This is a genomic window from Streptomyces sp. NPDC046215 (assembly GCF_040646215.1).
Taxonomy (GTDB): Bacteria; Actinomycetota; Actinomycetes; order Streptomycetales; family Streptomycetaceae; genus Streptomyces; species Streptomyces stramineus.
The window spans coordinates 1-14,176 of record NZ_JBEYZW010000132.1; the positions used below are offsets into that span (position 1 = coordinate 1).

Annotated in this window: 16 protein-coding genes; 7 read left to right on the forward strand and 9 right to left on the reverse strand. The window is 71.2% G+C overall.

What is annotated here, in order from left to right:
* Positions 1-134: 134 nt before the first annotated feature.
* Positions 135-701: a winged helix-turn-helix domain-containing protein gene (locus ABZ951_RS32215; protein WP_344089605.1), complete on the reverse strand. Its 567-nt coding sequence runs from the start codon at positions 699-701 to the stop codon at positions 135-137.
* 116 nt (positions 702-817) lie between these two features.
* Here ABZ951_RS32215 and def point away from each other — a divergent pair, with 116 nt between their 5' ends.
* Positions 818-1,492, forward strand: a complete 675-nt coding sequence (gene def / locus ABZ951_RS32220) for a peptide deformylase (RefSeq protein ID WP_344089604.1) — start codon at positions 818-820, stop codon at positions 1,490-1,492.
* A gap of 81 nt (positions 1,493-1,573) precedes the next feature.
* Here the strand turns inward: def and ABZ951_RS32225 are convergent, their stop codons facing one another.
* From ABZ951_RS32225 to ABZ951_RS32235, 3 genes are all read right to left on the reverse strand, one after another.
* Positions 1,574-2,506, reverse strand: coding sequence for a VOC family protein (locus ABZ951_RS32225; protein ID WP_344089602.1), 933 nt, complete (start codon positions 2,504-2,506; stop codon positions 1,574-1,576).
* A 15-nt stretch (positions 2,507-2,521) separates the two neighbouring features.
* Positions 2,522-3,655 (reverse strand): FAD-dependent oxidoreductase, encoded by a 1,134-nt coding sequence (locus tag ABZ951_RS32230; protein WP_344089601.1) that lies wholly within the window; start codon positions 3,653-3,655, stop codon positions 2,522-2,524.
* A 128-nt stretch (positions 3,656-3,783) separates the two neighbouring features.
* Positions 3,784-4,773 carry a fumarylacetoacetate hydrolase family protein gene (locus tag ABZ951_RS32235; protein WP_344089653.1) on the reverse strand — a complete coding sequence of 330 codons (990 nt, stop codon included), beginning with the start codon at positions 4,771-4,773 and terminating at the stop codon, positions 3,784-3,786.
* Between the two features lie 140 nt (positions 4,774-4,913).
* Here ABZ951_RS32235 and ABZ951_RS32240 point away from each other — a divergent pair, with 140 nt between their 5' ends.
* Positions 4,914-5,834, forward strand: coding sequence for a LysR family transcriptional regulator (locus ABZ951_RS32240; protein ID WP_344089600.1), 921 nt, complete (start codon positions 4,914-4,916; stop codon positions 5,832-5,834).
* 70 nt (positions 5,835-5,904) lie between these two features.
* On the opposite strand, the gene ABZ951_RS32245 is transcribed toward ABZ951_RS32240, so the two are convergent.
* Positions 5,905-6,270: a DUF4190 domain-containing protein gene (locus ABZ951_RS32245; RefSeq protein WP_344089599.1), complete on the reverse strand. Its 366-nt coding sequence runs from the start codon at positions 6,268-6,270 to the stop codon at positions 5,905-5,907.
* Between the two features lie 245 nt (positions 6,271-6,515).
* Between ABZ951_RS32245 and ABZ951_RS32250 the strand changes: the two genes are divergently transcribed.
* Positions 6,516-7,919 carry a glycosyltransferase family 2 protein gene (locus ABZ951_RS32250; RefSeq protein WP_344089598.1) on the forward strand — a complete coding sequence of 468 codons (1,404 nt, stop codon included), beginning with the start codon at positions 6,516-6,518 and terminating at the stop codon, positions 7,917-7,919.
* Between the two features lie 20 nt (positions 7,920-7,939).
* On the opposite strand, the gene ABZ951_RS32255 is transcribed toward ABZ951_RS32250, so the two are convergent.
* Entirely contained in the window at positions 7,940-8,485 is a 546-nt protein-coding gene (locus ABZ951_RS32255) for a DUF4232 domain-containing protein (RefSeq protein ID WP_344089597.1), read from the reverse strand.
* 271 nt (positions 8,486-8,756) lie between these two features.
* Between ABZ951_RS32255 and ABZ951_RS32260 the strand changes: the two genes are divergently transcribed.
* Both ABZ951_RS32260 and ABZ951_RS32265 read left to right on the forward strand, forming a co-directional pair.
* On the forward strand, positions 8,757-9,632 hold the full coding sequence (locus tag ABZ951_RS32260; RefSeq protein ID WP_344089596.1) for an NAD(P)H-binding protein: 876 nt from the start codon (positions 8,757-8,759) through the stop codon (positions 9,630-9,632).
* Positions 9,633-9,802: 170 nt separating this feature from the next.
* The gene (locus ABZ951_RS32265) at positions 9,803-10,228 is read left to right on the forward strand and encodes a hypothetical protein (protein WP_344089595.1); all 426 of its coding nucleotides are present in this window, start codon (positions 9,803-9,805) and stop codon (positions 10,226-10,228) included.
* A 26-nt stretch (positions 10,229-10,254) separates the two neighbouring features.
* On the opposite strand, the gene ABZ951_RS32270 is transcribed toward ABZ951_RS32265, so the two are convergent.
* Together ABZ951_RS32270 and ABZ951_RS32275 are read right to left on the reverse strand one after the other, a co-directional pair.
* The gene (locus ABZ951_RS32270; RefSeq protein ID WP_344089594.1) at positions 10,255-10,911 is read right to left on the reverse strand and encodes a maleylpyruvate isomerase N-terminal domain-containing protein; all 657 of its coding nucleotides are present in this window, start codon (positions 10,909-10,911) and stop codon (positions 10,255-10,257) included.
* Positions 10,912-11,054: 143 nt separating this feature from the next.
* Entirely contained in the window at positions 11,055-11,393 is a 339-nt protein-coding gene (locus tag ABZ951_RS32275) for a thioredoxin domain-containing protein (protein ID WP_344089593.1), read from the reverse strand.
* Between the two features lie 126 nt (positions 11,394-11,519).
* On the opposite strand from ABZ951_RS32275, the gene ABZ951_RS32280 reads away from it, so the two are divergent.
* Positions 11,520-11,858: a deoxyxylulose-5-phosphate synthase gene (locus ABZ951_RS32280; RefSeq protein ID WP_344089592.1), complete on the forward strand. Its 339-nt coding sequence runs from the start codon at positions 11,520-11,522 to the stop codon at positions 11,856-11,858.
* Positions 11,859-11,950: 92 nt separating this feature from the next.
* Here ABZ951_RS32280 and ABZ951_RS32285 read toward each other — a convergent pair whose 3' ends face one another.
* Positions 11,951-12,625, reverse strand: coding sequence for a MerR family transcriptional regulator (locus ABZ951_RS32285; RefSeq protein ID WP_344089591.1), 675 nt, complete (start codon positions 12,623-12,625; stop codon positions 11,951-11,953).
* A gap of 131 nt (positions 12,626-12,756) precedes the next feature.
* Here ABZ951_RS32285 and ABZ951_RS32290 point away from each other — a divergent pair, with 131 nt between their 5' ends.
* Positions 12,757-14,070: a YhgE/Pip family protein gene (locus tag ABZ951_RS32290; RefSeq protein ID WP_344089590.1), complete on the forward strand. Its 1,314-nt coding sequence runs from the start codon at positions 12,757-12,759 to the stop codon at positions 14,068-14,070.
* Positions 14,071-14,176 lie beyond the last annotated feature (106 nt).

The following is a 14,176-nucleotide window of genomic DNA, read 5'->3' on the forward strand; positions in this document are numbered from 1 at the left end:
GGGCGGGTCCTCCAGTGGTGGCCGCCCGGGGGTGGTGTCGTGTCTGGCCCCCGCTGTTGCGGGGGGGGGTGCCCCCCGCCCCGCCCCCCCAACCCCCTTTTTCCTGGGCTCGCCGTTGTACAGACTTCGGCTTCTCAATCCTGGGCCGCCTCGTCCGCCGCATGGGGAAGCAGGGGGAACAGCCGGGTGATGAGGGCCACCGGCCGGGCGCCCTCGGGGCGGGCCAGCGGGCGTTGTTCGCGGTCGTGGTAGGGGGCGAGCGCCCGGCGGACGGCGTCCGCGACCCGGGTCATTTCTTCGGGCGTCAGGTAGGCGACGGCACTGAAGGCTTCGTCGTGCCGCCAGGGGGCCGGCGCTGCGTCGCGTCGGGCCAGCCATCGCTGCCAGCTCTCGTCCTCCAGCCCCCGGGCCAGGTCGCCGAACTGATCCTCCGCGGCGGGGCCGTGCTGCTTCAGGCGCCAGGGGCGGGCGCGTCCCCCGCGGTGAGGGGCTTCCTCGATGTGTCCGTGCCGTGCGAGTTGCCGCAGGTGGAACGAGCAGAGCCCCGAGCTGTAGCCCAGCCGCGCGGCGGCTTCGGTGGCCGTGACGGTGCCGACTTCGGCCAGCAGGCCGAGCAGGGCCGTACGGACCTCGTGCTCGCGCAGTCCGTCGCCGGTGTCCCGTGTCTGTTCGGGCGAGGAGTTGAGGTCGTCTTCAGTCACTTTGCAAACTCTGCTACTTTGCAAAGCGCTTGGCAAGAGGGCCTGGCCCGGATGCCACGCAGGTATGGCACGCACATGACGTGCGTGCAGATGACGTGCTCAGAAGGGGAATCACGATGTCCGTTCATCACGACGGGTCCCGTCCCACCGGCCCGCGAGTCCGTGTGCAGGGTCAACCGGTCGACTCCTACCCCGCTCTGCCACCGGAGGCGGAGCGGGGTTCGGTGCGCCGGATCACGGTGGTGGGCGAGGAGGTCCTGAGCCGTCCGTGCCAGGAGGTGACCGAGTTCGGAACGCCGGAGCTGTCGGCGCTGATCGACGACATGTTCCTGACGATGCACGGGGCCGACGGCGCCGGCCTCGCCGCCAACCAGATAGGCGTCGGCCTGCGGCTGTTCGTGTACGACTGCCCGGACGACGACGGGGTCCGGCACGTCGGCCACATCGTCAACCCGGTTCTCGAACTGCCCGGTCCGGGCAGCCGCCGGCTCGTTGACGAGTCCGAGGGCTGTCTGTCCGTGCCCGGTGCCACGATGACGGTGCCCCGTACCGATCACGCCGTCGTCCGCGGACTCGACCAGGACGGCAACTCCGTGGTCGTCGAAGGAACGGGATACTTCGCGCGGTGCTTGCAGCACGAGACCGACCACCTCTTCGGCCACACCTACCTGGACCGGCTGACCAAGCGGGACCGCAAGGACGCGCTGCGGCAGATGGAAGACCGCCGCGAGGACGTCTTCGCGCAGCGCGTCGCCAAAGCCGCCCGGCTGGGCCGACGGGACGCCGGGTGAACGGCAGGCGTGCCGCCCGCCCGGCGCTTCCCCGTCACCCTCGGCGCCTCCGGAGCGAAAGCGCCGCTGCCGACGGGAGGGTCACACCGGCGGGGCGATGAAGACACCGCGGTCGACGTCGTTGAACGACTCCTTGGCGATCAGCTCGTTCATGGCGTTGGCGGTGCCCCACTGGTCGGTGACCTCGGGCTTCGAGAAGTCGTAGACGTGCGGATGCCAGGTGTCCTCGTCGAGCTCTTCCAGTTCGGTGGTGTATTCGACGGTGTTGCCGTGCGGGTCGAGGAAGTAGGTGAAGGCGTTGTCACCCGCCAGGTGCCGGCCGGGGCCCCAGAGCTTGCGGTGGCCGGCGCGCATCACCCGGCCGGAGCCGCGCATGTACTCGTCCAGACCACGCATCTCGAAGGAGATGTGGTGCAGCGAGGTGTGCGGCCCCTTGGCGAGGCCCATGGAGTGGTGCCGGCGGTTGATGCGCATGAAGTGCAGGACGTCGCCCGCCTGTGGGGAGTTGAGCGTGTCGGACAGCGCGAAGTCCAGGTGCCGTTCGTACCACTGCCTTGTGCGCTCCAGGTCGGGTGAGTTGAGGACGACGTGGGAGAGCCGGACCGGTATCGCTTCCTTCTCCTCGATGCGCCGGTGCTGCCGGGCGGCCACGTCGGCGGAGACCTCGACGGTGCGGCCGTCGACGTCGAAGAAACGGAAGGCGTGACCGCCGCCAGGAGTATCGGCCCGCCCCGGACGGGAGATCAGCTGGACGCCGCCGGCGAGGAGCCGTTCGGCGAGGGTGTCGACGTCGGCGGGGGTGGCGGCGCCGTACGAGATGAGGTCGAGGCGCTTCTCCTCGGCCTTGCGCAGCCGTACGACGTACTGCTCGGGGGAGCCTTCGGCGGCCAGGAAGGAGATGCCGGAGTCCTCGGCGACCTTGGTCAGGCCCCAGACGCCGGCGTAGAAGTCGAGCTGCTTGTCGTAGTCGGGAACGGCGAGGTCGACGTGGCGCAGGTGGGTGAGCAGACGCATGTCATTCCTTAGCAATCAGGGGAGTTCCTTCAGTACGGCCATGGTGCGGCTCATGAGCCCGGGTACGTCGGCGTCGCGCACCCCGTCGAGCTGCCACTGGCCGATCCGCACGGAGGCGTCGACGACCATGCGCACGCGCGGCACGCGGCGGTCGCGGTAGGCGGTCAGCAGGCCGTCGTCCCAGGTGTCGTGCTCGCTCAGCAGCTCGGCCAGGACGGAGGCGTCCTCCAGGGACATGGCCGCGCCCTGCGCGAGGGTCGGCGGGCAGGCGTGCGCGGCGTCGCCGACGAGCACGACGCGGCCGCGGTGCCACGCGCCCTCGACCAGGAGCCGGTCACAGCGCGTGTAGTTGACCTGCGCCGGGTCGGTGACCGAGGCCCGGATCTCGTCCCAGTGGCCGCCGTAGCCCGCGGCGAGGCGGCGCATCTCGTCGGCGTACGCGGCGGGAGCGACGGACGCCCGGTCGCGGTGCGGCTCGACCAGGAAGGCGTAGACCGTCGTGTCGCCGGTGGGACAGATACCGGCGATGAGCGCCGGGCCGCCGTAGGTGAGGCGCGTACGGTCGACACCTGCCGGGCGCGGCGCCGGAGTGCGCCAGATCGCCAGGCCGGTGGGGGCGGGCTTGTCGGTGATGCCGATGAGCTCGCGGGTAGGGGAGTTCAGGCCGTCGGCCGCGGCGACGAGGTCGTAGCGGCCCGTCGTGCCGTCGGTGAAGGAGACGTCGACGCCGGTCGCGTCCTGCGCGTGCCGGTCCATGGTGCAGCCGAGCCGGACGTGGGTGCCCGACGCACGGACGGCCTCGATGAGGATCTTCTGCAGCTCGGGGCGCTGCATTCCGACCGTGGCCGGGAGGTCGTCACCGCCGGTGCGGAGGTCCCGCTGGGTGAGGATGTCGGTGCCGTCGGGGGCGGTGAGGGTGACGCCGTCGGTGCTGCGGCCGCGGTCGCGCACCTGCTCCCAGAGCCCGGCCTCGCGCAGGACGCGCAGGGCGTTGCCCTGGAGGGAGATGCCCGAACCGGTGGTGGCGTTCCAGTCGGCCTTCGCTTCGACGAGGTCGACGGCGATGCCGGCCCTGCGGAGCAGGACGGCGAGTGCGCAGCCGGCGGTGCCTCCGCCGACGACGAGGACGGTGCGGCGGGTTCGGGTCATGTCGGGTGCCTCGGGAAGGGTCGGCGGTCCGGGAGGACCGGGCAGGGGTGGTATCGGGGTGCCGTCTCCCCCGCTCGCGCGAGCCTTCGCCACTTCGGCTGTCGCGCCTTCGGGGTCCGTACGGTCGGTCACGAGGTGTGCTCCGCGACGCAGCGCGTGCGCTGCGCCCCGAGCCCGGTGATGGTGCCTTCCATGACGTCACCGTCGCGCAGCAGCCGGCCCCGGTGGATGCCGTTGCCGGCCGGGCTGCCCGTCAGCAGCAGGTCGCCGGGCAGGAGCCGGGCCGTCCGGGAGGCGTAGGAGATCAGCCGGGCGACGCCGAAGAGCATGTCCTTCGTCGACTCGTCCTGCATGGTTTCGCCGTTCAGCTTCAGCGTGACGCGCAGGTCGGAGGAGTCTGTGACGAACGCGGCCGGTACCAGGTAGGGGCCGAGCGGGGTGAAGCCGGGGGCGTTCTTGGAGCGCAGCCAGTCGGTGCCGATGGCGGGCATGTCCCGGCGGAAGACGGTGGCGCGGTCGGTCAGGTCGTTGGCGATGGTGTAGCCCGCGACGTAGGACAGTGCCTCCTCGACCGGCACCCGGTGGGCGGGCCGGGAGATCACCGCCGCCAGCTCCAGCTCCCAGTCCGGCTTTTCGCACCAGGCGGGCAGCACCACGTCGTCGTACGGTCCTGTGATCGCGCTCGGCAGTCCGGTGAACACGTACGGCAGGTCCTCGGCGGCCCGCCGGTCCATGAGGTCCGCGACGGCGGCCCGCGCCTCTTCCTCCGCGCGCGGGTCGTCGGGCGGGCGGTGCGCCATTTCCAGGTCGATGACGTGCTGACGGTAGTTGGCGCCGGACTGGAAGACCTGCCGCGGCTCGACCGGGGCGTGCACGCGCAGACCGCTGAGTGCCTGCCGGTCCTGGTGCGCGCCGTCTCGCGCCAGGGCCGCGAGGGCCGGCAGTTCCTCCTCCCAGCGTTCCAGGAGTGCCCGCACGCTGTGCGGCGCGCTGACGAGGGCCCGGCTGAGGTCCAGCACCTGGTCCCCGGCCACCAGCCCGGGGAAGGCGGCCTGCCCCGGAGTGGAGAACGTGCCGAGCGCGAAGGGGACGGGCAGTACGGACGGTTGCACGGCTATTGCCACGAGGTTTCCTCCCACAGGATGCGAAACCACTCTGGCCTCCGCCGGTGTGATCCGGGAAATCAATCTTCTCTATGCTGGGCATCCAGGCCGTGGATACCTAGTGGATATCTATGCGAAGGGCGGGCTCTTCCCCGGTGAACCTCTCCCGACTCGACCTCAACCTCGTCGTCGCCCTGCGCGCACTGCTCGACGAACGCAACGTCACCCGGGCCGGTGCGCGCGTGGGCCTGAGCCAGCCCGCGATGAGCGCCGCGCTGTCCCGCCTGCGCCGGCACTTCGGCGACGAGCTGCTCACCCGCGTCGGCAACGCCTACGAGCTCACGCCGCTCGGCGTCGTCCTGCGCGACCGCAGCGCCACCGCCTGCGACCTGCTGGACCGGGTCTTCACCAGCCAGGCCGTCTTCGATCCGGCTGCCGAGACCCGCGAGTTCACCCTCCTCGGCTCCGACTACGGGGCGGCCCTCTTCGGCGCCGCGCTCTCGCGCGTCCTGCACGAGGAGGCGCCGGGCGTCCGCGTCACGTTCCAGCAGAGCGGCCCGGCCGTCGTCGAGAACACCGCGACCGTGCTGAGCAGCGTCGACGGCCTGCTGATGCCGCACGGCATCATCGACGGCTTCCCTTCTGTCGAGTTGTTCCAGGACCGGTGGGTGTGCATCGTCGCCGACGACCACCCCGACGTCGGTGACGCGCTGACACTCGACGACCTGGCCCGCCTGCCCTGGGCGGTCTACCAGCGCCCGTACGACGCGTCGGCCGCCCGCCAGCTCGGCATGATCGGTGTCAGCCCCCGGGTGGAGGTGTCGGTGCAGACCTTCCAGTTGCTGCCCTACCTCGTGGAGGGCACCCGCCGGGTCGCGATGATCCAGGAACGACTGGCCCGGCGCGTCGCCGGCCTGGCCGCCGTGCGGGTCCTGCCGTGCCCCTTCGCGGCGGTGCCGGTCCAGGAGGCGATGTGGTGGCACCCCGTCCACACGCACGACGCGGCGCACATGTGGCTGCGGGGCGTCGTCGCCCGCGTGGGCGGACAGTTCGCCGGGACCGCGGGCGAACGGTGACGGGTTGACGTCAGGGGCGGCCTTCGTGGCGGTCCGTCGGGGCGGCCGCCCTGGCCGGCGGTCGCGCCGGTCACCGATGCGCGGAGTCGACCAGGACCGCGAGTCCTGCTACCAGTCCGGCATAAGCCAGCACCAGCACCACGGCGCAGAGGATCAGCAGCCAGCCGGACACGATGCCGAGCAGGGCCAGGCCGCGGTCGCGGCCGCCCAGGCGCTTGCCCCGGCGGCGGCCGAGGTGCCCCGCCGGAATCGCGACGATGCCGAAAACGCCCACGCAGAACGTGTACCAGCCGCCGTACAGCAGCCAGAACATCGGTGTCACACCGATGCCCACGATCAGGCCGACGCCCATAGCGGCCGCCCACACGCTGACGCGCGCGGGGGTATTGCGGATTTCGGCGCTCGGCACGGCTGCCTGCCGTGTACCGCTGGTCACGATGAATCTCCCCCGTCATCTCTCGCCGACCGTTCACTCTACGACCTCGAAGATCGACGTCGGCGGGGGCACGGGACCCGGGACCGGGCCGTCCCGCAGCGGCCGGCGAATATCGCTCAATTAGCCCCTACGGGGTGGATCTGACATCTCGGCTTGGAAGCCCGGAAACCGGGCAAGAGCAACGAAGGGGGTACCGCAGGCCAGGCGATCCCCGGACCGAGCGGTGTCGACAGAGAGGCCCCCCGGTGACCGTACTGGACACGATCATCCAGCATCTCGCCGTCGCTATCGCCGTCTTCACCGGCGTCTACAACCTCTCGCTCCTCGGCCTGGGCATCGTCCTCGCCCGCCGCGCCGACGGCTCGCTGCGCGCCCAGCTGAGGCTGGCGCACGACCCGCCCGTCGCGCTGCCCGCCGGCTGGAGCGTCTTCGTCCTGGTCCCCTGCCTGGACGAGGAGCGCGTCATCGCCAACACGCTGCGCTGCCTGCTCGACGGGCAGCCGGGGGTGCGCGTCGTCGTCGTCGACGACGGCAGCGAAGACGCCACCGCGCCCCTCGTGCGGGCCCTGTGCGGCGACCGCGTCACGCTGGTCCGCAGGACACTGCCCGCCGCCCGGCAGGGCAAGGGCGCGGCTCTCAACACCGGGCTGCGCGCCGTGCACGAGCGCGTCGAGGCGGAGGGCCTGGATCCCGCACGGGTGCTGGTGTGCGTGCTGGACGCCGACGGCCGGATGACGCCGGGCGCGGCGAGCCGGGTGGCGCGGCTCTTCGAGAATCCCACGGTGGGCGGCGTGCAGCTGGCGGTCCGAATCCGCGGCCGGCAGCACTGGGCACTGCGGTTGCAGGATCTCGAGTTCTGGGCGTTGAGCGCGCTGACCCAGTTCGGCCGGATCGCCACGGGCACGGTGAGCATGGGTGGCAACGGCCAGTTCAGCCGGCTGTCCGCCCTCGACAGCGTCGGGCCGTCTCCCTGGTCGGATTCCCTGACCGAGGACCTCGACCTGGGCATCAGCCTCGCGACCCGCGGCTGGACGGTCACCTCCACCACCGGGGCCTTCGTCTCCCAGCAGGGACTGACCAGCCCCCGCCGCCTGCTGCGCCAGCGCACGCGCTGGTATCACGGCCACATGAGCGCCGTGAGACGCCTGCCGGAGCTGTGGGCCCGTCCGGCCGTCGGCGGCCTGGGCCGCGTCGAACTCACCGGCTACCTGCTCGTCCCGTACCTCGTCTCCCTGCCCAGCTCGGTCGTCCAGCACTACCTGTTCGTTCGCGTGCTGTCCGGGGACGGCGCCGGGATGCTCCGCCTCGTGCCCGGCCCGGTGTGGCTGAACGCCCTGGTCTGGCAGTTGCCGGCCTTCGCCGCCTACCTGGTTGCGGCGTTGCTGTACTGGCGCCGCACCGATGATCTGCCCGCCTGGAAGGCGGTCTGCTGGTCTCCCGCCGTCATGGTGTGCATGTACCTCGGCTTCGCCGCCGGTTGGTGCGCCCTGTGGCAGATCGTCACCCGGCGCACGCGCTGGGCCAAGACCGCCCGGGCGGTCGAGGCACCCGTCACGAGCGGAACGGTCGCGGCTGACCGACGTGTTCACGGTGCCGCGCACCGTCACCCACCGCTCCTCGGGCGCGGAGGCCGGGAGACGGCCGGCTGACTGTCCGGTGCCCCGGGGCGTCAGCCCCGGACCGGGACCTTGTGGGCCACGGCGGTGATGTGCACCTCGCCGTGGTCGACGAGGTCGCCCAGCGGGACGGTCCGGTACGTCGTGGCGCCCGGCGGGGTCACCCTCAGGTAGTCGGCCTGCTGGGCGTCGGAGCCGGAGTGGGTCCAGGCGACGTTGGCCTGGGCGGCCTCTCCCGGCTTGAGGAGAACGAGCTGCTTGCCGGGGTCGTCCGCGTACCAGGTGGCGCCCCACACCGTGCGGGTGGGCAGCGAGGCGTGGCGGGCGTTCTCCAGTCCGACGCCCGGGTAGCCGCGCAGCGCGCAGACGTGGCCGGAGGTGTTCTTCAGTTCCAGGGTGGCGCCGGCGTGGTTCATCCCGCCACCGAGCCGTTCGAGAAAGCCGATCCGCAGGTCGGGCGTGCCGCAGGTGGCGACCGCCTGCGGGGTGGGCGTTCCCGCCGGGGCGGCCTGCGCGGCTCCCGCCCCGCCGGTCACGACGAGTGCCGTGCCGACGGCGGCAGCGGTGGCGGCGAGCTTCCTGGCGGTGGGGCGTATCACGGGAGGGTCCTTTCGACAGCCGGCTGGTATTGCTGTTCCGGCTCGGACGGAGACAGGTCAACGAGGCGCCTACCCATGTCCTGTGGGTGAACACGGCAAGAATCGGCCGTTAGCGCGGTACGCCGGACCCCGCCGCGGGAAGGCGGCGGCGCGGCCGGTTCGCTCGGCGGCCGGTCAGCGCCATGCCGCCGGGGACATCCCGTCCTAGAGTGCGGGAAAGCCAGTCGGGGAGCGCGGCAAAGCAAGTCGGGCGCACGAAAGGATGTCTCAGATGACCATCGTGGTGACCACACCGACCGGACACGTGGGGTCGCGCGTCGTGCGGCTGCTGCTCCAGGCCGGCATCCGTCCCCGTGTCCTGGTCCGTGACCCCGGCCGCCTGGAGGAAGCGACCCGCGCGCGGGTCGACGCGCGCCGGGGTGATCTGACGGACGCCGGGTTCGTCCGCGAGGCGGTGTCGGGGGTGCGGACCGTCTTCTGGGTGGATCCCACTCCGCACACAACGGAAAATCCCATCGAGAGCTCGCTGCGGACCGCGGCGCCGTTGGTGGAAGCCGCCCGGGCGGGAGAGGTCGGGCGGGTGGTGCTGCTGAGCAGCATCGGGGCGGAGAAGCGGCACGGGGTCGGACACATCGACGCCCTGGCCGGAATCGAGGAACGCCTCGATGCCACCGGAGTGGACGTACTGCACCTGCGGTGCGCGTACTTCTTCACCAACCTGCTGTTCGATCTCGAAGGACTCGCCCAGGGCGTCCTGACCACGGCGTTCGATCCCGACCAGCCGATGCCCTGGGTCGATCCGCGCGACATCGGCGACGTGGCCGCAGCCCGGCTGCTGAGCGATACCTGGCGGGGCCGGGTCGTGCAGGCCGTGCACGGGCCGGAGGACCTCACCTTCCGCCAGGTCGCGCAGATCCTCACCGAGGCACTCGGGCACCCGGTCCGGCTCCACCACGTCAGCGCCGACGCAACGCGCGATGCCCTGCTCGCGGCCGGGCTGCCACCGTCGGCGGTGGAGGGCATCGTCGGGATGACCACCGGCTCGCGTGACCTGGTACCGGAGCAGCCCCGTGACGTGCTCACCACCACGCCCACCCCGCTCAGCGGGTGGGCTCATGCCCGGTTGCGGCCGCTGCTGACGAAATGACAGCGGTCATTCCGATTGCAAAGATCGAGCCTTCATCGCTTATGGGCACAGAATCATAAAGACCAGTATTTTACCTTCATTCTCCGCGCCACCTTTGCCGGGGTTAGCACTCGCTTGAGGTTTCAGCTATTGTTTCGCTGGCCAATGAAACGCATGAACCAGGGGGGAACGTGCAGACCTCAACACGTAACCGCATTGCCGCCGTCTTCGCAGCCACCGCCATGACGGTCGGCTGCGCCGTTTCTCTGGGAGCGGGCAGCGCCGCTGCGGCACCGAGCGCCGAATTCAGCGCGCACGCTATGCAGTCGGACGGGTCCCGGTCCATTTACATCAAGCGGAACGGCAAGGTTGTCGGCGCGGGAAAGTGGATAGCCAACGGTGACATCCTGCGGGCCGAGGATGACGAGTCCGATGGTTATTACATCACGGCCGTACTGAGCACCGGTCGGGACGTCAACACCAAGGGAAAGCCTGCGCCTTCAAAGGTCGATGACGCCGGAAACCTGCCCGAGAACAAGAGCTACACCATGTTTGTTTGCATCGGCAATGACAGCTCCGGTCTGCACTGCTCGGGGAATTACTCTGTGAAGTCGTAATCGCCGGCGGTCCTCCAACGGGCCGATCAGCCGAGGATGAGGGGGAGTTTCGCCGCCAGCTCCCCCAGCCCGGCCTTCTCCGCACCCTCCGGCGCACGCCGCCCGGTGCCGATCAAAAGCGCGTCCTTGTCGGAGAACGACGGGGGGAACGCCGCACCGGCGATTTTCTCCAGCAGTTCGCGTGCCCGGGCCGCCCCTTCCGCGGGCGGTTCCGGGATGTTCGGCAGGTGCGCGATCAGGTCGAGGTGGTGCAGCGTCCATTCCAGGACGTACGCGGAGAGGTAGTCGCCCGCGGTGAGTACCTCTCCGCGGGTGCCGACCCGCAGGTCGGGGTCGGCGAGTTCGGCGGCGCGGCCGGCGGCGGAGCCGACGTCGTCGAGGTGGAACTTCAGCAGCCGCGGCTCTTCGTACGCGGCGGCCAGGCGGACGATCAGCGCGTCGAGCGGGTCGTCGCCGGTCGGCGGCGCTTCGGCGACGTCCCAGTAGGTCGCGGCGTCGCGGGTCGGTTCCGCTTCGGCCGGGGTGACGAGGGTGATCAGGACGTCCTGAGCGTCGATGATCAAATGGCACACCAGGTCCCGCACGAGCCAGCCGGCGCAGCCGGACGGACGCGCGAAGTCCTCGTCGGGGAGTTCGGCGACCGCCGTGCGCAAAGCTGCCCAAGAGCGTGAGAAGAGGTTCACGGCCGCAAGCTAGCAGCGTCCCCTCGCGCGCTGCGACCCATTTCGCGCGCCCGCGAGCGGGGACTGAGGGCCTGACAGGTGGTGTCAGGTGGTGTCAGGTGCCGCGGTCGAAGCCCGGCCCCCGGGGTGCGGGCGGGCAGCGGTCACAGGGACGCGGCCAGGAAGTCCTGGAGCTCGGTCCGGGTCATCTGCCCCGCGCTGTGGGCCACCACCCCGCCCTGCCGCAGCAGGACGAAGGACGGGGCACCGGTGACGCCGTACCGCTTGGTCGCGGCCGGACAGCGGGTGATGTCGGCCTTGACGGCCGTCAGGCGGCTCCCGTACTCCTCGGCGATCCCGCCCACCACGAGGTCCATCACCCGGCACGCCTCGATCGCTTTCGGCCACGTCCCGGAGAAGTACGCGAGGACCGGGGCACCGCTCATCCTGAGGATGAAATCGAATTCTTCGTCCTCCAGTGGCTGGTGCACCAGCTTTGCCATGCGAGCTCCTGACGTCGTGAATCGGCGTATCAACGACCATCATCACCCGTGGTGTGCGGCATCGGTGCATCCGGGAGGGTCGCCGGGGCGAGGCCCCCTCGCCCGCGCTCTTGTTAGCCTCACCGCATGCCGCCTGCCAAGACCGCGTACGTCTGCCTGCCCTCCCGGGCCTCGTACAAGCAGCCGCCTCCCGGCCGGCACGATCGCGGGCGCGTCTGTCCTCGGTGCGCCCGGCCGCTGATCCATGTCGGGTCCGCCTTCGCGCCGCCGCCCAGGCGGGACGTCAGCGGGTGGCGGACGCTCTCGGTGCTGCTGAACGCCGGGGTCCGCTTCCCCCGGGACTGCTGCTTCGGAGGTCCCGGCTATCGCCCGCGTACGCTCCGGGAGGTGCGGGAGCGAATGGCCTACGCCCGGCGCACGGGAGAGCCGTTCGAACAGGCGCTGGTGCGCCGCGACCTGCCGTAGGCGGCGGGGCGGCTTACTGCCTTCATCGGCTTACTGCCTTCATCGACGAGCAGCCGCGGACCGCGCGGCAGCGGGCACCGCGCAGACAGACGTCATGCGTGGCCGTCCGCCGGCGCCGGGTCGTCGGCCGCGGCCCGACGGCGTACCTGGTCCTCCTGGGCCAGTCGTCGCAGCAGTTCGAGCACGGGGCCGGAGAGCGCGAGCACGATGACGGCCTGTTCCGCCAGGGCCGGCGAGTCGTCGAAGGCGGCCGCGCGCCGCAGGTCCAGCCGGGCGATCGCATGGGCCAGTTCGGCGTAGGCGACGAGCCCTTCCGGGCGGTAGTCCGCGTCGAGTCGCCTGAGCTCTCTCAGCGCCGTCGTCAGCCCCCGGACGTGGGGCGAGGTGTCGGGAACCCGCCAGTCCATGGTCTCGATCAGGCCAACTACGTCCGCTTCGGCAGCCGCCTCGGCAGCCGCGTCCCGGTCGGCGTCGCCGGCCGAGGCCGCCGTGACCGGTACGGGCAGGGCGTAGCTGATCGCCCCGAGGGTTCCCTCGGTGCTCTCGGCCTGGTCGACCGCCGCCAGGACGTCGCGGGTGGCGGCGATGGACAGACCGCCCAGGGTGGTGAGCGCCTTGATCAGCCGCAGGCGCTGGACGTGCTCCTCCCCGTACTCGGCCAGCGTCGCCGCCGTCGCCCGGCCGGCGGGCAGCAGCCCCTCCCGCCGGAAGTACTTGATGCTGGCGACCGGCACGCCGGTCCTGCGGCTGAGCTCCGAGATCTTCATGCGGCGTCCTCGCTGGTCGTGCGGCCGGGCATCCGCCGGTGACGACTGGACACCCAAGCAAGATACTGCCACTATCCAGTTCTGGATACCTGAAGTATCTAGCTACTCTATGTAATCGTCACGGAGAAGTCATGTCTTCCCCTCAGCCCTCCTCCGCGCTCCGCAGCCCGCGGCTGTGGATCGGCTCGGGCCTCATCCTCGCGGTGGTCTCCACCTTGTTCGCCCTGCTGTACGTGGGGGGCAACGTGGACCCCAAGGGCAACCTGCGCGACCTGCCCGTCGCCCTGGTCAACAGCGACCGCGGCGCCGACGCGGGCGGCAAGCGCACCAACCTCGGCGGCCAGGTCGTCGCGGGCATCGAGAAGAACGCCGCGAACAACCGCAGCATCGATTGGCAGGTCCTCAGCCGCAAGGAGGCCGACAAGCGCCTGGGCCAGGGCAAGGTCTACGGCGCGCTCGTCGTGCCGGAGAACTTCACCGCCGCGGTGACGGGGCTGACCGGCCCGCAGCAGAAGCAGGCCGCCCGGCCGGCCCTGACGGTGCTGACCAACCAGTCGGCCGGCAGCATCGGCTCCTCCATGGCCTCCCAGGCGGCGCAGAAGGCCGCCCACGCCGCGTCCGCGCAGATCGGCAAGGAACTGCTCAGCCGTGCGAACAGCCAGGGGGCCCGGCTCGCTCCGGCCGCCCAGCTGATGCTCGCCGACCCCGCGAGCGTGGAGGTCGCCGACGGCCACCCGCTCGGCACGCGCAGCGCCATGGGGCTGAGCGCCTTCTACTACGCGCTGGTCCTGGTCGTCTGCGGCATGCTCGGCGCCAACGTGATCAATTCGCAGGTCGACACCGCACTCGGCTACGTGCACACCGACTTCGGGCCCTTCCGCCAGCGCATGCCGGTCCGGCACACGAGCCGGGTCCGCACGCTGGCCATCGGCGCCGTGCTCATGCTCGGCCTCTCCGTGGTCATGGGCTCCCTCGTCGAGGTCGCGACCGTCGGCATCCTGGACATGGACGCCTCCCACCTCGGCCTGCTGTGGCTCTACTCCGTGGGCACCATCGCGGTCGTCGGCGTGAGCGCCCTGGCGCTGCTCGCCGCCTTCGGCACCCCCGGCATGCTGCTCTCGGCCATCGTCTTCATCGCCATGGCCGTCCCCTCCTCGGGCGCGACCGTCCCGCTGCAGGCGCTGCCCGAATTCTTCCGCACGCTCGCGGAGTTCGAACCGCTCCGGCAGATCACCGGCGGCCTGCGCTCCATCCTCTACTACGACGCCCAGGCCGACGCCGGGCTCACCCGCGCCTGGGTGTCCATGGGCGTCGCCCTGGCCGTCTCCGTCCTCTTCGGCCTGGGCGTCACCCGCTTCTACGACCGCAAGGGCATGCACCGCATACCCCGCCCCGCCGATGCCACCGAGGCCACCGAGGCCGCGCCGGCACCTGTGACGGCCTGAAGGGCGTAGACACGAGGGGGCGGCGCGGCCCGCGAAAGCCGGGGCTCGCCGCCCGCCCGCCGATCCGAGGGGCGCTGTTCGGAAAGCCACGACCGGCTTTCCGAAC